Raw genomic sequence first — 21,361 nt, 5'->3', positions numbered from 1 at the left:
GGGCGCTGCGCCCGTCGTCTTCCGGCGCTACAATAAGCAGCAAAATAACAGGAGGTTTTTTTAATGCTTATCGTGATCCCGGTTCTTATCTTCGTCGCGCTGGTGATTGTCGCCGCTGGCGTCAAAATTGTGCCGCAGGGCTACCAGTGGACGGTAGAACGCTTCGGCCGCTACACCAAAACCCTGCAGCCCGGTCTTAGCCTTGTTGTCCCCTTCATGGATCGCATAGGCCGCAAAATCAACATGATGGAGCAGGTGCTGGATATCCCCTCTCAGGAGGTGATTTCAAAAGACAACGCCAACGTTACCATTGACGCAGTCTGCTTCATTCAGGTTATCGATGCGCCGAAAGCGGCTTATGAGGTGAGCAACCTTGAGCTTGCCATTATTAACCTGACCATGACCAACATTCGTACGGTGCTCGGCTCGATGGAGCTGGACGAAATGCTCTCGCAGCGCGACAGCATTAACACGCGCCTGCTGCACATTGTGGATGAAGCGACAAACCCCTGGGGCATTAAAGTCACGCGTATTGAAATTCGCGACGTGCGGCCGCCCGCAGAGCTTATCGCCTCGATGAACGCGCAGATGAAGGCTGAGCGTACCAAGCGCGCCTATATTCTGGAAGCGGAAGGGGTGCGCCAGGCGGAAATCCTGAAAGCCGAGGGGGAGAAGCAGTCGCAGATCCTGCGCGCCGAGGGCGACAGGCAGTCCGCCTTTTTGCAGGCGGAAGCGCGTGAACGCTCCGCGGAAGCGGAAGCGCGCGCCACGCAGATGGTGTCCGAAGCTATCGCCGCAGGCGATATTCAGGCGGTAAACTATTTTGTGGCGCAGAAATATACCGAGGCGCTGCAGCAGATTGGCGCGGCTAACAACAGCAAAGTGGTGCTGATGCCGCTGGATGCCTCCAGCCTGATGGGGTCTATCGCCGGTATTAGCGAGCTGATTAAAGAAAGCGGCAACGAGCGGAAACGTCCATGATCGCGCTTTTCTTCGAGCATCCTTACGCTTTCTGGCTAAGCCTCGGCGGCCTGCTGCTCGCCGCTGAAATGCTCGGCGCAAGCGGCTACCTGCTGTGGAGCGGCGTGGCGGCGGTGGTTACCGGGCTGCTGGTCTGGCTGCTGCCGTTTAGCTGGGAGTGGCAGGGCCTCTGCTTTGCCGTGCTGACCGTACTCGCCGCCCTGCTCTGGTGGCGCTGGCTCGCACGGCGCCCGCAACCCCGGGCTAATGCCGCGCTCAACCAGCGCGGCCAGCAGCTTATCGGCCAGCGCCTGCAACTGGACGCCCCGCTTAGCAACGGTCACGGTCATGTCCGCGTGGGCGACAGCAGCTGGCCGGTTATCGCGAACGAAGATATGCCGGCAGGCGCGCTGGTGGAAGTCATTGCCGTTGAGGGCATCCGCCTGCGCGTACGTCGCCTTACTCAAACTCCCCCAGCGGCATAAAAAAATGGGCAGCCGGTTACTGCGCTGCCCCAATATGCTGCACTCAACATCTTGTGACTTCCCTGCCTTTTTTCAGAGAAATTTTTTAATTTCGAAATGGGTGGCATCCGGCGCCATGCTGAACGTTTTTCCCCATGTAAAACCGTAATACTGAAAAACCGGCGCCAGCGGCGCGCAGGAAATCCCATCCATACCGTCGTTCTGATTGATATCCAGCGCCAATCCAAAAGCGTGATTAGAAGGCAGCGAACTAAAATAGCCGCTGGTTGGTCGTCTTAAGCGCATTTTAAATGCTGTGTTGCACTGGGTAATAATATCCAGCAGCCCCTGCTTTTCTATTTCCGTAAAAACTGTCAGTAATTGTTTATGGGCTTTTTTATGAAAAAAGAGATCGCTGTCAGCATTATCCCGGCCTTCAAGCTGCGGAATGTGCACAAAGCCAAGCTGCGAAGAGGGCTCAAACCCCTTGATAAAACTAATGGTATCACCGTATAACGGCGGGTTATGGTCGGTAACATAGGTAACCTTGCCTATTAAGGGATGCTCGTAGGAATATACGGACATAATTGCTCCAGACGCTTTTTATAGTCACTCATCGCGATGAAATATCTCCGGCATAGAGCGCACTGCCCGTCAGACCGCAGGATATTTTTATTTTTTTAGAATATGAGTAGTGTTCCCACGCAACTAAACCAAAACTTGCACAGGAGAATAAAGGCGTTTAATAAAGCTCACTATTTATTATTAATCTAAAGCATGATTAGTCATTTTCAATCATACTTTCTTCGCGTTTTTTGCACGTAACAGGCTGTCGCGCTGATTTATTTTACCGCGTAGTTTTCCGCTGACCCGATGGGCACAAAGGATATATTTCACCAGCGCGATGAACTAAAAAAGCAGCGCTAGCATGTGGCGACGTTACCACTCGCTTTTTTACCGCTTACTTTGCGCTGCGATGGCAGCAGCCGGAAAGCGTATCAATGATTGGACAGTCAGCGCTGTCGTCGCCGGGACAGGCCTTTGCCAGCGACAGCAGATGCAGGCGCATCGACTGAAGCTCCTCAATATGGCGCTCAATCTCCGCCACTTTTTGCAGCGTGCGGGCTTTAACATCCGCGCTGTGGCGGGCCGGGTCATTAAACAGGTGCACCAGCTCCCGGCACTCTTCCAGGTTAAACCCCACCTGGCGGGCCTGGCGCAGCAGCGTTAACTCATCCAGATGCCGTTGGCTGTAGGTGCGATAGCCGTTATCGCCACGCAGCGGCGGCGTCACCAGCCCTTTTTCTTCGTAAAAACGAATCGCTTTGCTGGTTAAACCGGTTTTTTTCGCCACATCGCTAATATTCATTATCCCCCCTTGACCTTCCCCTTGATGGAAGGTTTACGCTTTATCACAGTTAAGCAAAACCTTTTTATGGTCAAGCTCATTCTGAGCAACAGAGGAGAGTTACTATGTCAAACACCATTGAACTGGCCCTGGACGGCCTTTCCTGCGGCCACTGCGTGAAACGCGTAAAAGAGAGTCTGGAGCAGCGCCCGGACGTTGAGCAGGCCGAAGTGACTCTCGATCGCGCAAAAGTCATCACCAGCGCCAGCGCCGATGCGCTTATCGACACCGTTAAACAGGCCGGGTACGACGCAACCCTCGCGCGCCCAAAGGCTGAGCCGCTGGCAGAGTCAACGCTCCCGCCGGAAGCACTGACAGCGGCCCCCTCCACGCTTCCGGCAGAGGCGCAGCCTGACGACGACAGCCAGCAGTTGCTGATTAACGGCATGAGCTGCGCCAGTTGCGTCAGCCGTGTGCAAAACGCCCTGCAGGCGGTGCCGGGCGTCCGGCAGGCGCGGGTAAACCTGGCGGAGCGCACGGCCCTGGTAATGGGCAGCGCCTCCGCCGCTGAGTTAGTCGGCGCGGTAGAAAAAGCGGGTTACGGCGCTGAAGCGATAGAAGATGACCAGGAGCGCCGCGAGCGCCAGCAGCAGACGGCGGTCGCCGCCATGAAGCGCTTTCGCTGGCAGGCGATCGTCGCGCTCGCGCTCGGCATTCCGGTGATGGGCTGGGGCATGCTCGGCGACAACATGATGGTCACCGACGCAAACCGCAGCCTGTGGCTGGTTATCGGCCTGCTGACGCTCGCGGTGATGATCTTCGCAGGCGGCCATTTCTACCGCAGCGCATGGAAAAGCCTGAAAAACGGCGCGGCGACCATGGACACCCTGGTGGCGCTCGGTACAGGCGCCGCCTGGCTCTACTCCATCAGCGTCAACCTCTGGCCGGAATTTTTCCCGATGGAAGCGCGCCACCTTTATTACGAGGCGAGCGCCATGATTATCGGCCTGATTAACCTCGGCCATATGCTGGAACAGCGCGCCCGCCAGCGCTCATCCAAAGCGCTGGAACGACTGCTTGATCTCACGCCTCCCACCGCGCGCGTCGTCACCGAAAACGGCGAGAACAGCGTGCCGCTGGCTGAGGTGCAGTCAGGCATGACGCTGCGGCTTACGACCGGCGACCGCGTGCCGGTGGACGGCGAAATTACCCAGGGCGAAGGCTGGTTCGACGAAGCCATGCTCACCGGCGAACCGGTGCCGCAGCAAAAAGGCAGCGGCGATGCCATTCATGCCGGAACGGTCGTGCAGGACGGCAGCGTGCTGTTTCGCGCCAGCGCCGTGGGCAGCCGCACCACCCTTTCGCGCATTATCCGCATGGTGCGCCAGGCGCAAAGCAGCAAGCCGCAGATAGGCCAGCTGGCGGATAAAATCTCCGCCGTGTTCGTGCCGGTGGTGGTGTTGATTGCCCTGCTCAGCGGCGCCATCTGGTATTTCGCCGGGCCAGCGCCGCAGATTGTTTATACGCTGGTGATTGTCACTACGGTGCTGATTATCGCCTGCCCCTGCGCGCTGGGCCTCGCCACGCCGATGTCTATCATTGCGGGCGTGGGGCGCGCGGCGGAATCCGGCGTGCTGGTGCGTGACGCCGACGCCCTGCAACGCGCCAGCGAAGTCGACACGCTGGTGTTTGATAAAACCGGGACGCTGACGGAAGGCAAACCGCAGGTGACGAAGACGTTCACCGCTGAAGGTTTTAGCGAAGCGGACGCGCTGCGCCTCGCCGCCGCGCTGGAGCAAGGCTCAAGCCACCCGCTGGCCCATGCCATCCTTGAGAAAGCGCAGGGTATGACGCTGCCTTCCGTTAACAGCTTTCGCACCCTGCGAGGGCTGGGGGTAAGCGGCAAAGCGGAAGGCCGTCAGCTGCTGCTCGGCAACCGCGCGCTGCTGGAAGAACAGCATGTTGATGCCTCTGCGCTAGCGCAGACAATTGAGCAGCAGGCGGGCTTTGGCGCTACGCCGGTGCTGCTTGCCGTCGACGGTAAGCTGGCGGCGCTGTTCGCTATTCGCGATCCGCTGCGCGGCGACAGCGTGGACGCGCTGGCCCGGCTGCATCGTGAAGGCTACCGGCTGGTAATGCTCACAGGCGATAACCCGGTCACCGCTAACGCTATCGCGAAAGAAGCGGGTATCGACGACGTGATTGCGGGTGTCCTGCCCGACGGCAAGGCGCAAGCGATTATTCGCCTGCAAAGCGAGGGGCGCAAAGTGGCCATGGTGGGTGACGGCATTAACGACGCCCCGGCGCTGGCGCAGGCGGATGTCGGCATCGCCATGGGCGGCGGCAGCGATGTGGCGATTGAAACCGCCGCCGTTACGCTGATGCGCCACAGTCTGCTCGGCGTGGCCGACGCGCTGGCTATCTCCCGCGCTACGCTGCGCAACATGAAGCAGAACCTGCTGGGCGCATTTATTTACAACTCGCTGGGCATTCCCGTCGCCGCCGGGATCCTCTGGCCGTTTACCGGCACGCTGCTTAACCCGGTGGTGGCAGGGGCCGCCATGGCGCTGTCGTCCATTACGGTGGTCAGCAACGCCAACCGGCTGTTGCGGTTCAGGGTGAAGGCGTAAGCCGTTAACCTGATTGCGCGTTGACGCCGGGCGGTGCGGCTTATCTGCCCTCAGACAGGCGCTTTGTCTGCTGTTTGCCCGCCCTGCCCCTCTCTGCGTTGGCAAGAGAGGGGCAGTACCCTCTGTAACCCTCTCTTCTCCGTAACGTCGCTCCCCGGGCTGCGAAGCGATTTTCCCGCTTTCAGGCGACGACGGCGATTTGCACCCTCCCCCGCCGCGCGCTAGCATGGTTTTCTTTTGTCAGGGAACGCTTATGGGTCTGTTAAGCCGTCTGATTGCCTTCTTTTCTCCGCTTCGCCCCGCTTATCCCTGGCCCGCGCTGGATGTAACGCTGCCTGGAGGCCGCTACCTGCATCTGGTCGGCAGCATCCATATGGGCACGCCCGATATGGCGCCGCTCTCGGCCCGCCTGCTGGAAAAGCTCAAGCGTGCCGACGCGCTGATTGTGGAAGCGGATATTCGCGGCGATGTCTCGCCTTTTGGCAACGAGGCGGTTACGCAGCCGCTGCGCGAAAGGCTGCAAGGCGAGACGCTCGCGCAGCTGGAAAAATTTGCCGGCGAATTTGGCCTCTCGCTCTCCCGGCTGGATGAACAACCCGCCTGGCAAGTGGCGCTGGCGCTGCAGGCGCATCAGGCGCAGCGCCTGGGTTTGCGGCCTGATTTCGGCATCGACTATCAGCTATTGCAGGCGGCGCAGCAATTTTCCGTTCCGGTGATGGAGCTTGAAGGGGCGCAAAGCCAGATAAACCTCCTGCGACAGCTGCCGCAGGAAGGCCTTTCGCTGCTGGAGGATACGCTGACCCACTGGCACACCAACGCCCGGCTGCTGCAGCTAATGATAAGCTGGTGGCTGGAAACGCCGCCTAAAAATACGGACGTTACGCTGCCCACCACGTTCAGCTCCGATCTTTACGATGTGCTGATGCACCAGCGCAACCTGCAATGGCGCGATTATCTCAGCGCCCTGCCACCCGGGCGCTATGTGGTGGCGGTCGGCGCGCTGCACCTTTACGGCGAAGGCAACCTGCCCGGGCTGCTCAAATCGTCCTGAACCCGCTGAGCAAGCTGGTACTATTTTTATCCGCTACAGACCGTTAGGCTGAGGGCAGACGAAGACAAAGGAAGGATGTTATGACTCCCGCCATAAAATTACTCGAAAAACAGAAAGTGGCGTTTACGCTTCACGCTTACGACCATGATCCGCACGAAACCAACTTTGGCGACGAGGTGGTGCGCAAGCTTGGGCTGAACGCCGAACAGGTCTATAAAACGCTGCTGGTGGCTCTCAACGGCGATATGAAGCAGCTTGCCGTGGCGGTAACGCCTGTCTCCGGCCAGCTCGACCTCAAGAAGGTGGCGAAAGCGTTAGGGGCGAAAAAAGTGGATATGGCGGACCCGATGGTGGCGCAGCGCATCACCGGTTATCTGGTGGGCGGCATCAGCCCGCTGGGGCAGAAAAAGCGCCTTCCGACGCTGATTGACGCGCCAGCCCGCGAGTTCGCCACCATTTATATCTCTGGCGGGAAACGCGGGCTGGATATTGAGCTCGCAGCAGACGATCTGGCGAAGCTGCTGGACGCGCAGTTCGCCGATATCGCCCGTCGCGATTGACTACTGCCAGTTCACCTCGCCCTGAGGTTCAAACGCGCTCGCATCCAGCGGCGAACGTTGTTCAATGAACTGCTTCAGCACTTCCGCATCCACAAAGCCGGTGTTTACGTAACCCGGCTTTTTGTCGATGGCGGGATAGCCGTCGCCGCCGGTGGCGTTGAAGCTGAGCGTCGCCATACGGTAAGTTTTCGCCAGGTCCAGCGGCTCGCCTTTGATTTTGATATCGCTGAGCGCGCCGCCTGAAGCCGTAAAGCTAACACTGGCGAACTGCGGGTAGGCGCCGGAATCGGGCTTCATCTGCGCGACCGCCTTCAGGTAATCCGCGACCTCCTGGCCTGTCATATCCACATAGACCAGCGTGTTGCCAAACGGCTGCACCTTCAGCACATCTTTATAGGTGATATCCCCCGCTTCGATGGAGTCGCGTATGCCGCCGCCGCTCATAACGGCGAAATCCGCGTTAGTGCGCGCCAGCTGGGCGCTGAGGATAAGGTGCCCCATATTGGTCTGCACGAAGCGTACTTTGCTGCGGTCCCCTTCCAGACGAGCATTCACGCTGCCGATTTTCACGCCCAGCTGCGCCTGTCCCTTGTGCTGGAAAGGTGAAAGCAGCGAAAGCATCTGCGGGTTCTCCGGAATTTGCGGGGCATAAAGCACGCGCTCGCTCTGGCCGTTATCCCAGGTGATTTTCTTCTTCAGGTTGATGGGGATGAGCTGGTAGTTCACCAGTTTCATCTCGCCGTTGCGAAACTCAAAATCGGCGCGACCGACATATTTCCCCCACTCATGGGCCTGCACTATCCAGATGCCGTTCTGCTGGTCCGGCGCGCAGGGGGTGCCCGGCACATAATCCGCCTGCTTTTTGTTTTCCGAAGCCATGCAAACCGGATCCTGCGAGTGGCCGCCCACTATCATGGTCAGCGCCCCCGCAGGCAGGCTGCGGGCCAGTTCCACATCGCCCGGCGCGTTAGAGCCATGCTCGCCGTTGTCGTAGTGGCCCATATGGGTGGCGGCGATGATCACATCCGGCTTCTCGGTCTGTTGCAGCTCCTGGATAACCAGCTTCGCCTCATCGGCAGGCTTGCGAAACTCAATATCGGTGAAGAATTCCGGGTTGCCGATTTTCGCCGTATCGTCGGTAGTCAGGCCGATGACGGCGATTTTAATATCCTGGCGGTTGAAAAGCGCCCAGGGCTTAAAGAGCCGCTGGTTAGTGCTCTTCTGGTAGATATTGGCGGAAAGGAAAGGAAACTTCGCCCACTTTTCCTGCTGGCGCAGGACGCTTAGCGGATTGTCGAATTCATGGTTACCGACCGCCATCGCATCGTAGCCTATCAGGTTCATGCCGCGAAAATCGGGTTCGGCGTCCTGCAAATCAGATTCCGGGACGCCGGTATTGATATCGCCCCCGGAGAGCACCAGCACGCTGCCGCCTTTCGCCGCAACCTCTTTACGCACGTTATCCACCACCGTTTTTTGCGCCGCCAGGCCATATTCGCCGTAGTCGTTGCGCCAGAAATGGCCGTGATGGTCGTTCGTATGCAGGATGGTGATGTTGTAGGTTTTATCTCGCTCCCAGGCGAATGCGGAACTGCTCGCCAGCCCGGCGAAGATCAGCGCCGCCGCCATAACCCTGTTGGTACTTTTCATAACAACTCTCCCTGGCACAAAGTAAACGCTGAAATTACAGCGCCATGAAAGCATAGACAACAGGGTTTTCAGGCTAATGACGCGGCGGGGAGAAAAAACCGACCATTAGCAGCAATGGCGAAGAAGAAGATTTTTGAGCGACGGGTGAAAAAAAACGCACAGAAAAACCGACGCGGATACCGCTGTGAGCGCGGCAGACTCAGGCATTGAACTGAGCGTCAGGGAAAAACAGAAGCCACATCATGCAAAAAGCTCCGCTTAGCAGTGGTTTTTAAACTTTAAGGTCATATTTGTGCATGATAAGCGAAATTTATCCCCGCCAGAACCGGGTAAAGTTGTTAACGCTTCGTGCGGTTATCAGCGATTATCCAAAGCCTTTTTGCCATAAGCTATGAATATGCCGTGTCGGCATTTTTTTTCAGTTTTGTTTAAAGTTTTATGAGGTATTCACCGATTATTCACAAACACTGACAGAAAAAGTGTCATAAACTAAAAAACGGAGTTTTGGCTTTTCGCCAAAGCGTGGATTTTTTGCTAACGAAAGGAGACGGAATGCATCACGCCACCCCGCTTATCACCACCATTGTCGGCGGTCTTGTGCTCGCCTTTTTACTCGGCATGCTCGCTAACCGGCTGCGCATCTCTCCTCTGGTGGGCTATTTGCTGGCAGGGGTATTGGCCGGCCCTTTCACGCCAGGCTTTGTCGCGGATACCAAACTTGCGCCGGAGCTGGCGGAGCTTGGGGTTATCCTGCTGATGTTCGGCGTGGGTCTGCATTTTTCTATCAAGGATTTGATGGCGGTAAAGTCCATCGCCATACCCGGCGCCGTGGCGCAGATTGTGGTCGCGACGCTGCTTGGGGTGGCGCTTTCAACGTTAATGGACTGGTCGCTGATGACCGGCATCGTGTTTGGCCTGTGTCTTTCCACCGCCAGCACCGTGGTGCTGCTGCGCGCCCTTGAAGAGCGACAGCTTATCGACAGCCAGCGTGGGCAAATCGCCATCGGCTGGCTGATTGTCGAAGATTTAGTGATGGTGCTGACGCTGGTGTTGCTGCCGGCGGTGGCCGGAATGCTTGAAAAAGGCAACCTCGGCTTTGCCTCACTCGCCGTCGATATGGGCTTCACCATCGGCAAAGTAGCGGCGTTTATCGCCCTGATGATGCTGGTCGGGCGTCGACTGGTGCCCTGGATCCTCGCCCGCAGCGCCTCCACCGGCTCGCGCGAGCTATTCACCCTCGCCGTACTGGCGCTGGCGCTCGGCATCGCTTTCGGCGCGGTGGAGCTGTTTGATGTCTCCTTCGCCCTCGGCGCCTTCTTTGCCGGCATGGTGCTTAATGAATCGGAGTTAAGCCATCGCGCGGCGCACGACACGCTGCCGCTGCGCGACGCGTTCGCGGTGCTCTTTTTCGTCTCCGTCGGTATGCTCTTTGACCCGATGATCCTGATTGACGAGCCGCTGGCGGTGCTGGGCACGCTGGCGATTATCGTTTTTGGCAAATCGCTGGCGGCGTTTTTGCTGGTGAAACTGTTCGGTCACTCACAGCGCACGGCGCTGACCATCGCCACCAGCCTTGCGCAGATTGGCGAGTTCGCTTTTATTCTGGCCGGTCTTGGCATGGCGCTCGACCTGCTGCCGCAGAACGGGCAAAACCTGGTGCTGGCGGGCGCGATCCTCTCCATCATGCTTAACCCTATTCTCTTCGCGCTGCTGGAACGCTTCCTGCAAAAAACAGAAACGCTGGAAGAGCAGACGCTGGAAGAGGCCATCGAAGAAGAGCAGCAGAACCCGGTGGATATTTGCAACCACGCACTGCTGGTAGGTTACGGGCGCGTGGGCAGCCTGCTGGGCGAACGGTTGCTGGCGCAGGAGATCCCGCTGGTGGTGGTGGAAACATCCCGCAGCCGGGTGGACGATTTGCGCGAGCGCGGCATCCGGGCCGTGCTTGGCAACGCCGCGAACGAAGAGATTATGTCGCTGGCGCATCTCGACTGCGCGCGCTGGCTGCTGGTGACGATTCCTAATGGCTATGAGGCGGGCGAAATTGTCGCCGCCGCACGCGCAAAACGCCCTGATATCGAGATTATCGCCCGGGCGCATTATGACGACGAGGTGGATTATATCGCCGAGCGCGGCGCAAACGAGGTGGTGATGGGCGAGCGGGAGATTGCTAACACGATGCTTTCGTTGCTGGAGCAGGCGCCCGGGCCGATTACCGCGCCGGAAAAAGCGGTGAGTTAAGCGTCTGCGCAGGGCGAGCGCGCTTCGCGTACCCGCCCTGCGAAAGAGACCAAAGCCGCAATCACTGTAAGGTGGTAAGCGAAGCGCCGCCCACCTTAAACCCCCGAATTACCGCTCCCAGTATGCCTCTTCGAGGCTGTCTTCGCGCTCCGGCAGACCGCGGGTCAGTCGCGGCGAGTGCTGGTTCAGCACCTGATAACTCACGCGGTTCGCGTATTTGCACACTTGCGCCAGCGATGAATAGGTAAGCCAGGTAAACTGATGCTTGCTGGAGTTCGGCACGTTAGTGCGGTGGTAGTTATTAGCGGTAATGTCGTGCAGCAGCGCCGCCAGCGCGCCGTCGCCCGCGCCGTTCGTGTTCATGATTTTCTCTGGCCCGCCCATGTAAGGGGCAATGTGGGAGAAAATGCGCAGCGGTTGCTGACAGTCTTTAAAGCGCATGGCGCGGCTGAATTCATACTGGTTAAATTCGGCAATGGCGCCTGGCAGCAGCGGGTGCTGGGTTTTGCGTTTCGCTTCGTTTTCGGTGAAGCCCGCCATGTAAAGCCCTACCGGCCCGGCGGTGCACAGCACCAAGTCCACCCAGTCCAGCGCCTTATCGGAGGCGAGCAGCGGGTCGCTTTCCCCGGTTAACGCTTCCGCTTCTTCTTCATTCATTGCCAGAATGGAAACATGTTCTTTGAGGAAATCTCGCCACCACTGCGGGTTATCGGCAATCACATATTTTGTGCCGAGGGTTAACACCACCGGCACGTTATGCTTTTTGGCATAAGCGATAGCCTGCATCGTGGCGTCCGGCATCGGCTCGCCTGGCTTGCAGCGCACCAGGTAAGAGGTGAGCACCAGCGCGGAAGCACCTGCTATAACCGCTTCCGGAATGCTTTCAGGACGCAGTTGGTTCATGTGGCCGGGGCTGATGGCGAAGGTGCGCTCGCCGTTTTCGCTAATCAGCGTAAAGCAGCGGCCAATCGCGCCGTCTACCCCCTGCAGATAGTTCAGGTCGGTACGGCTGGAGGTGTTGCAGAGGTAACGGTAGGCGTAGCTGCCAATCTGCACGTTATTGCACATCACGCCCAGCAGCACCGAGCGGTCATCCGCCAGCACCGAGTAGTTGTGCATGGTGTTGCCGATAGTGCCGCCGGCAAACTGATGGGTGATAAGGTTTTCCCGAACCAGTTCCTGATACAGGGCTTCCGCTACTTCATCGTCGATAACCAGCGAATGGCCGAGACTCAGGCCGTAACGATGGACGAAATCGTCATCTACGCGGGCTTCAATATCCACCAGCGTCTGATCGATACCCACCACCCAGGAGGCGCTGGTTTCGCTTTCAGGCTGGATTTGCTGCAGCAGCGGGTCGCGAGCGTTAACGGGGAAATAGTGTTTGGACTTGCGTTTACCGGGAAATTTCATGGTTCGGGATAGTGATAGCTAATGAGGCGGGGAATGGTAGCACACTCCCCCGCCCAGGCGCGATCAGCGATAACGCCCGATTAACTCCGCCATCATGGCGATATGAGAAGGCTCGTCATTGAGCGCCGGAATATATTCATACTTCTCGCCGCCGGCGTGCATAAAAATCTCTTTGTTTTGCACGGCTATCTCTTCAAGCGTCTCCAGACAATCCGCCGCAAAGCCCGGACACATCACCTGAATATGCTTCACCCCTTTCTCGCCGAGCATTTTTAGCGTTTCGTCGGTGTACGGCGTAAGCCAGGGTTCGCGGCCAAAGCGCGACTGGAAGGTCATCATCACTTTTTCCGGCGGCAGACCCAGCGCGGAGACCAGCTCGCGGGTCGTGTCGCGGCAGCGCTGCGGGTAGTCATCCCCTTCGTTGGCGTAGCGTTGCGGAATGCCGTGATAGGAGAGCAGCAGCAGGTCCGGCTCGCCGTGAACGGCGAAGGAGCGACGCGCCGTTTCCGCCAGCGCATTGATATACGCGCTGTTATCGGCGTAATCGCGAATAAAATTCAGCGAAGGCAGCTTGCGGTAGCGGGCAAAAATGCGCGAAAGCTCATCCCATACCGCCGCCACCGTCGAGCAGGAATATTGCGGATAGAGCGCCAGCACCACAATGCGATCGACGTTCTGATCGAGCAGCTTTTTCACTGCGCTTTCCAGCGACGGCTGCCCATAGCTCATGCCGAGGGCCACCGGCACATCCGGCAGGGCTTCGGCCAGCGCCTGCTCCTGACGACGGCTATAGACCATCAGCGGCGAGCCCCCTTCCATCCAGATGGAATTATAGAGTTTCGCCACGCGCGGCGAGCGCAGCGGCAGGATAACCCCGCGCAGCAGCGGCCACCAGAGTATACGCGGCGTATCCACCACGCGTTTGTCGCTCAGAAACTGTCGCAGATAGCGTTTCACGGCGGCGGGCGTGGGAGCATCAGGGGTCCCCAGGTTCGCCAGCAGTACGCCTGTTTTTTCCAGACTCATTACCACACCTTAATCATTCTAACTGGCTGATAATTGTAGCTGATAAGCGCTTAAGATGAACCAATTGCAGCAAAAGGGGAAATGAGAAATTTTCTCACCCGACAGGACGCCGGGTGAGGCAGCGCGATTAGCCGAGGATCTTTTCCAGCTCTGCGCGTACTTCGCTGACCGCTTTGGTGCCGTCAACTTTCGCGTATTTGGTGTGACCCGCCTGCGCTTCTTTCTGGTAGTAACCGATAAGCGGCGCGGTCATCGCATGGTATTCCACCAGACGCTTACGCACGGTGTCTTCCTGGTCGTCTTTACGGGTGCTCAGCTCTTCGCCGGTCACGTCGTCTTTGCCTTCCACCTTCGGCGGATTAAATTTGATGTGGTAAACGCGCCCGGAAGCGGCGTGTACGCGACGACCGATGATGCGCTCGACAATCAGCTCGTCCGGTACATCAAACTCCAGCACATAATCAACGTTGATGCCCGCGTCTTTCATGGCGTCTGCCTGCGGAATGGTGCGCGGGAAGCCGTCCAGCAGGAAGCCGTTGCGGCAGTCATCCTGAGCAATGCGCTCTTTTACCAGGGCGATAACCAGTTCGTCAGTGACGAGCTTGCCGGCGTCCATAATGTCTTTTGCCTGTTTGCCGAGCTCAGAGCCAGATTTTACCGCGGCGCGCAGCATGTCACCGGTGGAGATTTGCGGAATGCCGTATTTCTCCATGATGAATTGTGCCTGAGTCCCCTTACCTGCGCCCGGAGCGCCGAGCAGAATAATACGCATTGCGTAATTCTCCATACGTTTGGATTTTTACAACGTTATTTGAAGCGAAAACCATACCATTAAAGGCCGTATCACGACAAGGAAGGCGGGCGTGGTGAATGGTTTCATCGCCCGTGCGGATGAGAAAAAAAGCGGCTTTGCAATCATGCGATAAAAAAAGCGGGCAAGGCTGACGCTTGTCCGCTTTCACTGTTATCAATCATGAACGCTTATCGGGCGGGTAAACGCAGCGCCACCCGCCCCAGGCGCTATCAGGAAACCAGCAGCTGGTTCATGCGGCGGATAAACTGGTTGGGATCTTCCAGCGTACCGCGCTCGGCAAACAGCGCCTGGTCGAGCAGCAGCTCTACCCACTCTTTAAACTGCGCTTCATCCTGAGTGTCGGCGGTGCGTTTCACCAGCGGGTGATCCGGGTTCAGCTCAAAGAGATATTTCACTTCCGGCACCGCCTGGCCCGCCGCCGCGAAAAGCTTCGCCATCTGCGTGCTCATCTCGTCGTTTTCCGTGGTGACGATGGCCGGCGTATCGGTCAGACGATGGGTCAGACGGACCTCTTTCACGCGGTCGCCCAGCAGCGTTTTCACGCGCTCAACAAACGGCTCCAGCGCTTTTTCCGCCTCTTTGGCTTTCTCGTCCACTTCGTCCGCCAGCTTATCCAGCGACTCATCCGCCTTAGCGACAGACTGGAACGCTTTGCCGTCAAACTCGGTGAGATAGCTCATCATCCACTCGTCGATGCGGTCGGAAAGCAGCAGCACTTCGATGCCTTTCTTACGCAGCAACTCAAGGTGCGGGCTGCTCTTCGCCGCCGCGTAGCTGTCAGCGGTGATGTAGTAAATCTTCTCCTGCCCTTCTTTCATGCGGGAGACATACTCTTCAAGCGACACGGTCTGCGCAGCGGAATCGGTATGGGTGGACGCAAAGCGCAGCAGTTTCGCAATGGCCTGCTGGTTAGCGTTATCTTCCGCCGGGCCCTCTTTCAGCACCAGGCCGAACTGTTTCCAGAAAGTCTGGTATTTTTCAGCGTCGTCCTTCGCCAGTTTTTCCAGCATCTGCAATACGCGTTTGGTGAGCGCGGTGCGCAGGTTGCGGGTGACGCTGCTGTCCTGGAGAATTTCACGGGAGACGTTCAGCGGCAGATCGTTAGAATCAATCAGGCCGCGTACGAAGCGCAGGTAGTTCGGCATGAACTGCTCGGCGTCGTCCATGATAAAGACGCGCTGCACGTAGAGCTTCAGGCCGTGTTTATGGTCGCGGTTCCACATATCCCATGGCGCCTGAGCCGGGATATAAAGCAGGCTGGTGTACTCCTGCTTACCTTCTACGCGGTTGTGGCTCCAGGTCAGCGGGTCGGTGAAATCGTGGGCGATGTGTTTGTAAAACTCGTTGTACTCTTCGTCCTTGATTTCGCCTTTGCTGCGGGTCCACAGGGCCTGCGCCTTGTTGATTTTTTCCCAGGAGACGACTGTTTCGCCATCTTTCTCCTCGCGGGTTTCAATCTCTACCGGCAGCGCGATATGGTCGGAGTATTTGCTGATAATCGAGCGCACGCGCCAGTCGTTGAGGAACTCATCTTCCCCTTCGCGCAGGTGCAACGTAATTTCGGTGCCGCGGTCGGCTTTGTTGATATCGGCGACGGTGTATTCGCCTTCGCCCTGAGACTCCCAGAACACCGCTTCATCGGCCCCTGCGCCCGCCGCGCGGGTGCGCACAGTGACTTTATCCGCCACGATAAAGGCGGAGTAGAAGCCCACGCCGAACTGCCCGATAAGCTGGCTGTCTTTCGCCTGGTCGGAGCCCATCGACTCCAGGAACGCTTTGGTGCCGGACTTGGCGATGGTACCCAGGTGATCAATCACCTCGTCGCGGGTCATGCCGATGCCGTTGTCGGCGATAGTCAGGGTGCGCTGGTCCTTATCGAAAGAGACGCGCACGCGCAGTTCACCGTCGCCCTCGTACAGATCCGGGTTCGACAACGCGCGGAAGCGCAGCTTGTCGGCGGCGTCCGAGGCGTTGGAGATGAGCTCACGCAGGAAAATCTCTTTGTTTGAATAGAGAGAATGGATCATCAGGTGCAGAAGCTGCTTTACCTCTGACTGAAAGCCACGGGTCTCTTGTCCTTTCATGGGTGTCATACCTCAACAATACAGACAACATGTCAACGAATGGTGAGGCAGAGATGGGGATGCGTAACGGAGATTTCAAGCGGGGGAACGCAACGCTCCCCCGTTTGTTTAAAAATGAATCTTGTGACGGCCCGCCAGCGAGTGCGAAAGCGTGGTGCCGTCGACCATTTCCAGCTCGCCGCCAACCGGCACGCCATGGGCGATACGGCTGGCTTCTACGCCGTACTGAGCGCAAAGCTCGGCGATGTAGTTGGCGGTCGCCTCCCCTTCCACCGTGGGGTTGGTGGCGAGGATCACCTCTTTGAGCGGCTCGTGTTCCAGACGCTGCTCAAGGCGGTCAAGACCGATATCCTCCGGGCCGATGCCGTCGAGCGGCGAAAGATGGCCCATCAGCACAAAGTAGCGGCCGGAGAACTGTCCGGTCTGCTCGATGGCGTGAATATCCGCCGGGCTCTCCACCACACAAATCTGGCCGTTTTCCTGACGACGCGGGTTCGAGCAGATGTTGCAGACCTCCTGCTCGGTGAAGGTGCGGCAGTCGGCGCAGTGGCCGATCTCCGACATCGCGCGGGTCAGCGCCTGCGCAAGACGCATGCCGCCGCTGCGGTCGCGCTGCAGGAGCGCGAACGCCATACGCTGCGCCGATTTCGGGCCCACGCCCGGCAGGCAGCGCAGCGCTTCCATCAGCTGTGTCAGCAGAGGACTGGTTTGCATCAGAACGGCATCTTGAAGCCCGGCGGCAGCTGCATGCCGGCGGAGACGGAAGCCATTTTCTCTTTCTGCGTCTCTTCAATGCGGCGCGCGGCGTCATTGAAAGCGGCAGCGACCAGATCTTCGAGCATCTCTTTGTCATCTTCGAGCAGGCTCGGATCGATCTCCACGCGACGGCAGTTATGCGCACCGTTGATGGTGACCTTCACCAGACCCGCGCCAGATTCACCAGTGACTTCCAGCTGCGCGATCTCTTCCTGCATCTTCTGCATTTTTTCCTGCATCTGCTGGGCCTGTTTCATCAGGTTGCCCAGACCGCCTTTACCACCAAACATAAGCTTCTCTCTTTGCTTCAGGTCGCTATCGGTGACCGATACGCGAGGCCAGGGGTTACAACAGGCGACAGCGCCGCCCGTCAAAGGGGACGAATGCTCTCTTCGTCCAGATCTGCGTCGAAAAAGCGCCGCAGCGTCTGGATATTGGCATCCGCGATTATCGATTCCCGCGCCTGCGCCAGCTTCTCTTCATAGATAGCCTGCCGCCACTCCAGCGGCGTGCGCTGCGCGAGATTATCATCTTCAATAATAGTCAGTTCAACCGGCGCACCGTATAACACGCCCAGCGCCTCGGCCAGCGTTTTCTGCGCCGAAGCGGAGTTCAGATGACGCTGGCTCGGGCGCAGATGCAGCGTAATGGTTGCGCCGTCCTGCTCTTTCCAGGCGTTGAGCGCCACCTGCTCAACCAGCTTCGGCACCTGCAGGCGGCTCACTTCCGCCGCCCAGGCGTCACGCTCAATCGCCTCTTCGGCAAGCTTCGCGGCAAGCTCTGGTGTTTTCTCATGCTCCAGCGCTTGCTTAAGGGCTTTCGGCGTCGCGACCGGCTCGACAATTTTTTCTGTAGGGTTTTGCGCTTTCCAGCGGTACGCCTCTTTCTTCGCCGGTTTTGCCTCTTCAGCCGCCGGGCGCGCCTGAGCGCGCTCGGTCACGGCCGCCAGACGTTCCAGCGCGGAAGTTTTTACCGGCCGCGCGTCGCCTGGCGCTGCCGGTTCACTCTTTTTTAGTTTGGTCGCTCCCTGCGCGCGCTGTAGCTGACTGCGCGCCTGAAGCACCTGGCTTGTGGTGTCCGGCAGCGGGGTCGCCGCCTCTCGCGGCGGCGGCGCAGGCTTCGGTTCCGGCGTGGCGTTGACTATCGGCAAGTCAACCATTTGCCGCGGCGCAGCCTCCGGCTGCGGTTCCGCCAACGGCGCGCGCGGGTGGAACGCCAGCGCCCGCAGCATGGTCATCTCTACACCCATGCGTCTGTCCGGCGCCCAGGGCAGCTCTTTGCGACCAATCAGCAGGGTCTGGTAATAGAGCTGCACATCGGCAGGCGGCACAGTGCGAGCGAGTTCGCGCAAGCGCTGCTCAAGGGCCGCGACATCATTGCCGAGCGCCGAGGGCGACAGCTGCGCCATCGCCACCCGGTGCAGCAGGCCGAGCATCTCCACCAGCAGCGACTCCCACTCCACGCCGCGCGCGGCGGCGTCGTTAAGCAATGCCATCACGCGGTCGCCGTTCGCCGCCACCAGCGCCTCAATCAGCGACAGCGCCTGGTCGTCGTCCAGCGTGCCGAGCATCGCGCTCACCGCCTGGGTAGAGACTTCGCCGTCGCCGCTGGCGATGGCCTGGTCGGTCAGACTCAGCGCGTCGCGCAGGCTGCCGTCGGCGGCGCGCGCCAGCAGTTGCAGGGCGCGCGGCTCGTGAGCTACCTGCTCCTGGGTGAGGATCCTGTCGAGCTGATTGCGGATCTGCTCTACATCCAGCGCACGCAGATGGAATTGCAGGCAGCGTGAAAGAATCGTCACCGGCAACTTTTGCGGGTCGGTGGTGGCGAGCAGGAATTTAACGTGCGAAGGCGGCTCTTCCAGCGTTTTCAACAGCGCGTTGAAGCTGTGACGCGAGAGCATATGCACTTCGTCAATAAGATAGACTTTAAACCGGCCGCGGGCTGGCGCGTACTGCACGTTATCCAGCAAGTCGCGGGTATCTTCCACTTTGGTGCGCGAGGCGGCGTCGATTTCGATTAAGTCGACAAAGCGGCCCTGTTCGATTTCGCGGCAGTTTTCACACACGCCGCAGGGCGTGGCGGTGATGCCGGTTTCACAGTTCAGCCCCTTCGCCAGCAGGCGGGCAATGGAAGTTTTCCCTACGCCGCGCGTGCCGGAAAACAGGTAAGCGTGGTGAATGCGGCCCAGCGACAACCCGTTCGCCAGAGCCGTCAACACGTGCTCCTGGCCGACGACGTCAGCAAAGGTTTGGGGGCGCCATTTACGGGCTAAGACCTGATAACTCATGGGCAGGCTCTGAAACGCTGAAAGGTGAATTCTGAAGGGGTAATGCTAACATAGCCCCACCCGATGGGCGAGGCTGATATACACGTCCTGTTTTATGCTTTTGCTTTAATGAAGCAGGATAACGCAATGCGCCGACGTTATCCTGGCGCAGGCCTTATCCTGCCTCAACAAAGCGTCGCCGATCAGTGGCCGGGGAACGGCACGAGGCTGTAGCAGGTGATGCCCTGCTTGTTGAGACGCGCTTCGCCGCCGATATCAAACAGGTTGATAATAAAGGCTGCGTCGGACACGTCGCCGCCCAGGCGGCGGATGAGCTTCACGGTCGCTTCGATGGTGCCGCCGGTCGCCAGCAGGTCATCGACCACCAGCACTTTATCGCCCGGCTTAATGGCGTCGACGTGAATTTCCAGCTGATCGGTGCCGTACTCCAGCTCGTAGCTCTCAGCGATGGTTTCACGCGGCAGTTTACGCGGCTTGCGCACCGGAACGAAACCTACGCCAAGGGCCAGCGCGACAGGCGCGCCAAAGAGAAAACCGCGCGCTTCGGTGCCCACCACTTTGGTGATGCCGGCGTTTTTATAACGCTCCAACAGCAATTCAATGCTCAGGGCGTAGGCTTTCGGGTCTTCCAGCAGGCTGGTTACGTCACGAAACAGGATGCCCGGTTTTGGGTAATCCTGAATGCTTTTAATGCTGTTCTTAAGATATTCAAGCTGCTGCGCAGTCGCGGTCATGGATAGTTGCCTGATAAAAACGGTATTACTCACAGGGCGAACGAAGGGAAAAAGTGAAGTTGTTCAGCCTTTAACCAATCGCGCCTGTACTCGAAAACGCTCGAATTTACTGGCTGCGCGCCGCAATTGCAACAACTGCAACTGCGCTTCAGGGCTTTTGTTGCTTTTCATCAGCAACCGGAATGCGCCACATAAAAATCAGCAGCCCGCAAAGGATAACCAGCAACAACATGCGCACCCAAAGAATATTCACTACCCAAAGCGAAATGGCAAAGGTAATGAGGATAAAGGCGACAGCGCGCGGCTTCGCGCCGGGCGGCATGGCGCGATGTTGTTGCCAGAAGCGCAGATAGCCGCCAAACCACGAACGATAAAGCAGCCAGTCATGAAAACGTGGGGATGAGCGGGCGAAGCACCAGGCGGCCAGCAGTAAAAAAGGCGTTGTGGGCAGCAAAGGCAGCACCACGCCGAGAGTGGCCAGGGCTACCGCCAGCCAGCCGATGATGAGTAAAATGGTCCTTTGCATAAGTCTTCCCACATCAAGAAGAGCGTTACTGTAGCACAGCTCGCCCAGGGCTTTGCGGAGATGAGAATGAAAACGGCCCTATTATTGCAATCGTTACAGGCACATGTGGCGGACCTCGCCGCCCTTCTCGCGCCGCTTGCGCCTCACCAGACGCTCAGCCCCCGTTTTGACCGTCAGCTTTTCCGCGCCCGCGGCACCCGCATCGGCGATTATCTGGCGGAAATTAAGGCTCATCTTACTCAGCTGGAAGCCTTTGTCGCGCAAAATAAAACCGAGCAGGTCGCCTGGCTTGCGCCGCATCTTGCCGGACAGATAGCCGCTTTACAGCGCGAAGCCGCCACCTGGCCGCTGCGCCGCTATGACAGCGCTCACCTCGCGGCTGGCAGAATGAACGCACGGCTGTTGCAGCATCAGGACTATGAGCGCAGGCTGCTGGCGATGAAAAGCGAGCGCGAGCGGCTGCTGGCAACAGAATCAACGCTCAGCGGGCAACAGCGTTTGCAGCGCGAGCTGGAGGCGCTGGACGGTCGTCTTGCACGCTGCCGCGCCGCGCTAATGAGAATTGAGCAGGCGCTTTCGCGTATGACGCGCTAATGCTTTAAAGAAAGATTTTATAAGGAGAGTGCGATGTCGCTCGATCACGCCCCGGACGAGGTGAAGCTCGCCGTCGACTTAATCATGCTGCTGGAAAACCACCAGATCCCGCCGCAAACCGTACTGGCGGCGCTGGACATTGTGCGTCAGGACTATTTACGTAAAGCGCAGGAAGCTCGCGAGAGCGATTAACTAACAAGGGCGGCCTGAGCCGCCCTTGTGG

General features: G+C 58.5%; 20 protein-coding genes and 1 other annotated feature. Of the genes, 8 read left to right on the top strand and 12 right to left on the bottom strand.

The features are described from left to right. The first annotated feature begins 63 nt into the window (after nt 1-63). Together MT962_RS01795 and MT962_RS01790 are read left to right on the top strand one after the other, a co-directional pair. On the top strand, nt 64-981 hold the full coding sequence (locus MT962_RS01795) for an SPFH domain-containing protein (protein ID WP_024557371.1): 918 nt from the start codon (nt 64-66) through the stop codon (nt 979-981). Beyond that, nucleotides 978-1,445: an NfeD family protein gene (locus MT962_RS01790; RefSeq protein ID WP_048887226.1), complete on the top strand. Its 468-nt coding sequence runs from the start codon at nt 978-980 to the stop codon at nt 1,443-1,445. The genes MT962_RS01795 and MT962_RS01790 overlap by 4 nt, the downstream gene beginning before the upstream one ends. A 72-nt stretch (nt 1,446-1,517) precedes the next feature. Here MT962_RS01790 and MT962_RS01785 read toward each other — a convergent pair whose 3' ends face one another. Then, nucleotides 1,518-2,009 (bottom strand): M15 family metallopeptidase, encoded by a 492-nt coding sequence (locus MT962_RS01785; protein WP_024560599.1) that lies wholly within the window; start codon nt 2,007-2,009, stop codon nt 1,518-1,520. Between the two features lie 376 nt (nt 2,010-2,385). After that, nucleotides 2,386-2,793 carry a Cu(I)-responsive transcriptional regulator gene (gene cueR, locus MT962_RS01780; protein ID WP_024557374.1) on the bottom strand — a complete coding sequence of 136 codons (408 nt, stop codon included), beginning with the start codon at nt 2,791-2,793 and terminating at the stop codon, nt 2,386-2,388. A 104-nt stretch (nt 2,794-2,897) separates the two neighbouring features. On the opposite strand from cueR, the gene copA reads away from it, so the two are divergent. From copA to ybaK, 3 genes are all read left to right on the top strand, one after another. Further along, nucleotides 2,898-5,402 (top strand): copper-exporting P-type ATPase CopA, encoded by a 2,505-nt coding sequence (gene copA / locus MT962_RS01775; RefSeq protein WP_247364318.1) that lies wholly within the window; start codon nt 2,898-2,900, stop codon nt 5,400-5,402. Nucleotides 5,403-5,655: 253 nt separating this feature from the next. Beyond that, nucleotides 5,656-6,453, top strand: a complete 798-nt coding sequence (locus MT962_RS01770) for a TraB/GumN family protein (protein WP_188723148.1) — start codon at nt 5,656-5,658, stop codon at nt 6,451-6,453. Nucleotides 6,454-6,533: 80 nt separating this feature from the next. Further along, entirely contained in the window at nt 6,534-7,013 is a 480-nt protein-coding gene (gene ybaK, locus MT962_RS01765) for a Cys-tRNA(Pro)/Cys-tRNA(Cys) deacylase YbaK (RefSeq protein ID WP_024560602.1), read from the top strand. Here ybaK and ushA read toward each other — a convergent pair whose 3' ends face one another. Further along, nucleotides 7,014-8,663, bottom strand: a complete 1,650-nt coding sequence (gene ushA / locus MT962_RS01760; protein WP_247364312.1) for a bifunctional UDP-sugar hydrolase/5'-nucleotidase UshA — start codon at nt 8,661-8,663, stop codon at nt 7,014-7,016. 552 nt (nt 8,664-9,215) lie between these two features. Here ushA and ybaL point away from each other — a divergent pair. Beyond that, nucleotides 9,216-10,904: a YbaL family putative K(+) efflux transporter gene (ybaL, locus tag MT962_RS01755; protein WP_247364307.1), complete on the top strand. Its 1,689-nt coding sequence runs from the start codon at nt 9,216-9,218 to the stop codon at nt 10,902-10,904. A 108-nt stretch (nt 10,905-11,012) separates the two neighbouring features. On the opposite strand, the gene MT962_RS01750 is transcribed toward ybaL, so the two are convergent. From MT962_RS01750 to MT962_RS01710, 9 genes are all read right to left on the bottom strand, one after another. Beyond that, complete coding sequence (locus MT962_RS01750) at nt 11,013-12,317, bottom strand: inosine/guanosine kinase (protein ID WP_024557380.1); 1,305 nt, start codon at nt 12,315-12,317, stop codon at nt 11,013-11,015. A gap of 63 nt (nt 12,318-12,380) precedes the next feature. Then, nucleotides 12,381-13,343 (bottom strand): ferrochelatase, encoded by a 963-nt coding sequence (gene hemH / locus MT962_RS01745; protein ID WP_024557381.1) that lies wholly within the window; start codon nt 13,341-13,343, stop codon nt 12,381-12,383. Nucleotides 13,344-13,470: 127 nt separating this feature from the next. Beyond that, a complete protein-coding gene (gene adk / locus MT962_RS01740; protein ID WP_024557382.1) occupies nt 13,471-14,115 on the bottom strand; it encodes an adenylate kinase in 645 nt (214 codons plus the stop codon). 251 nt (nt 14,116-14,366) lie between these two features. Next, entirely contained in the window at nt 14,367-16,241 is a 1,875-nt protein-coding gene (gene htpG, locus MT962_RS01735) for a molecular chaperone HtpG (RefSeq protein WP_024557383.1), read from the bottom strand. Between the two features lie 108 nt (nt 16,242-16,349). Then, on the bottom strand, nt 16,350-16,955 hold the full coding sequence (recR, locus tag MT962_RS01730; protein WP_024557384.1) for a recombination mediator RecR: 606 nt from the start codon (nt 16,953-16,955) through the stop codon (nt 16,350-16,352). After that, on the bottom strand, nt 16,955-17,287 hold the full coding sequence (locus tag MT962_RS01725) for a YbaB/EbfC family nucleoid-associated protein (RefSeq protein WP_002892173.1): 333 nt from the start codon (nt 17,285-17,287) through the stop codon (nt 16,955-16,957). The genes recR and MT962_RS01725 overlap by 1 nt, the downstream gene beginning before the upstream one ends. 80 nt (nt 17,288-17,367) lie before the next feature. Continuing rightward, entirely contained in the window at nt 17,368-19,284 is a 1,917-nt protein-coding gene (dnaX, locus tag MT962_RS01720) for a DNA polymerase III subunit gamma/tau (RefSeq protein WP_024557385.1), read from the bottom strand. Further along, nucleotides 17,965-18,029: a sequence feature (DnaX frameshifting element), on the bottom strand. (Overlaps the previous gene by 65 nt.) 182 nt (nt 19,285-19,466) lie before the next feature. Next, the gene (gene apt, locus MT962_RS01715; RefSeq protein WP_247364303.1) at nt 19,467-20,018 is read right to left on the bottom strand and encodes an adenine phosphoribosyltransferase; all 552 of its coding nucleotides are present in this window, start codon (nt 20,016-20,018) and stop codon (nt 19,467-19,469) included. A 148-nt stretch (nt 20,019-20,166) separates the two neighbouring features. Next, nucleotides 20,167-20,544: a DUF454 family protein gene (locus MT962_RS01710; protein ID WP_247364301.1), complete on the bottom strand. Its 378-nt coding sequence runs from the start codon at nt 20,542-20,544 to the stop codon at nt 20,167-20,169. A 66-nt stretch (nt 20,545-20,610) separates the two neighbouring features. Between MT962_RS01710 and priC the strand changes: the two genes are divergently transcribed. Both priC and rsmS read left to right on the top strand, forming a co-directional pair. Next, nucleotides 20,611-21,138: a primosomal replication protein PriC gene (priC, locus tag MT962_RS01705; RefSeq protein ID WP_048887232.1), complete on the top strand. Its 528-nt coding sequence runs from the start codon at nt 20,611-20,613 to the stop codon at nt 21,136-21,138. A 33-nt stretch (nt 21,139-21,171) separates the two neighbouring features. Next, a complete protein-coding gene (gene rsmS / locus MT962_RS01700) occupies nt 21,172-21,330 on the top strand; it encodes a pleiotropic regulatory protein RsmS (RefSeq protein ID WP_071788473.1) in 159 nt (52 codons plus the stop codon). Nucleotides 21,331-21,361 lie beyond the last annotated feature (31 nt).

This window comes from Franconibacter sp. IITDAS19 (genome assembly GCF_023079515.1).
Lineage (GTDB): Bacteria > Pseudomonadota > Gammaproteobacteria > Enterobacterales > Enterobacteriaceae > Franconibacter > Franconibacter pulveris.
Note: the sequence above shows the minus strand (reverse complement) of the source record. Positions and strands in the feature narration are given on the sequence as shown.

What these genes read in the sequence shown, in the direction of transcription:
- MT962_RS01795 (WP_024557371.1), top strand. Translation starts at nt 64, where the DNA reads ATGCTTATCGTGATCCCGGTTCTTATCTTCGTCGCGCTGGTGATTGTC.
- MT962_RS01790 (WP_048887226.1), top strand. Translation starts at nt 978, where the DNA reads ATGATCGCGCTTTTCTTCGAGCATCCTTACGCTTTCTGGCTAAGCCTC.
- MT962_RS01785 (WP_024560599.1), bottom strand. Translation starts at nt 2,009, where the DNA reads ATGTCCGTATATTCCTACGAGCATCCCTTAATAGGCAAGGTTACCTAT.
- cueR (WP_024557374.1), bottom strand. Translation starts at nt 2,793, where the DNA reads ATGAATATTAGCGATGTGGCGAAAAAAACCGGTTTAACCAGCAAAGCG.
- copA (WP_247364318.1), top strand. Translation starts at nt 2,898, where the DNA reads ATGTCAAACACCATTGAACTGGCCCTGGACGGCCTTTCCTGCGGCCAC.
- MT962_RS01770 (WP_188723148.1), top strand. Translation starts at nt 5,656, where the DNA reads ATGGGTCTGTTAAGCCGTCTGATTGCCTTCTTTTCTCCGCTTCGCCCC.
- ybaK (WP_024560602.1), top strand. Translation starts at nt 6,534, where the DNA reads ATGACTCCCGCCATAAAATTACTCGAAAAACAGAAAGTGGCGTTTACG.
- ushA (WP_247364312.1), bottom strand. Translation starts at nt 8,663, where the DNA reads ATGAAAAGTACCAACAGGGTTATGGCGGCGGCGCTGATCTTCGCCGGG.
- ybaL (WP_247364307.1), top strand. Translation starts at nt 9,216, where the DNA reads ATGCATCACGCCACCCCGCTTATCACCACCATTGTCGGCGGTCTTGTG.
- MT962_RS01750 (WP_024557380.1), bottom strand. Translation starts at nt 12,317, where the DNA reads ATGAAATTTCCCGGTAAACGCAAGTCCAAACACTATTTCCCCGTTAAC.
- hemH (WP_024557381.1), bottom strand. Translation starts at nt 13,343, where the DNA reads ATGAGTCTGGAAAAAACAGGCGTACTGCTGGCGAACCTGGGGACCCCT.
- adk (WP_024557382.1), bottom strand. Translation starts at nt 14,115, where the DNA reads ATGCGTATTATTCTGCTCGGCGCTCCGGGCGCAGGTAAGGGGACTCAG.
- htpG (WP_024557383.1), bottom strand. Translation starts at nt 16,241, where the DNA reads ATGAAAGGACAAGAGACCCGTGGCTTTCAGTCAGAGGTAAAGCAGCTT.
- recR (WP_024557384.1), bottom strand. Translation starts at nt 16,955, where the DNA reads ATGCAAACCAGTCCTCTGCTGACACAGCTGATGGAAGCGCTGCGCTGC.
- MT962_RS01725 (WP_002892173.1), bottom strand. Translation starts at nt 17,287, where the DNA reads ATGTTTGGTGGTAAAGGCGGTCTGGGCAACCTGATGAAACAGGCCCAG.
- dnaX (WP_024557385.1), bottom strand. Translation starts at nt 19,284, where the DNA reads ATGAGTTATCAGGTCTTAGCCCGTAAATGGCGCCCCCAAACCTTTGCT.
- apt (WP_247364303.1), bottom strand. Translation starts at nt 20,018, where the DNA reads ATGACCGCGACTGCGCAGCAGCTTGAATATCTTAAGAACAGCATTAAA.
- MT962_RS01710 (WP_247364301.1), bottom strand. Translation starts at nt 20,544, where the DNA reads ATGCAAAGGACCATTTTACTCATCATCGGCTGGCTGGCGGTAGCCCTG.
- priC (WP_048887232.1), top strand. Translation starts at nt 20,611, where the DNA reads ATGAAAACGGCCCTATTATTGCAATCGTTACAGGCACATGTGGCGGAC.
- rsmS (WP_071788473.1), top strand. Translation starts at nt 21,172, where the DNA reads ATGTCGCTCGATCACGCCCCGGACGAGGTGAAGCTCGCCGTCGACTTA.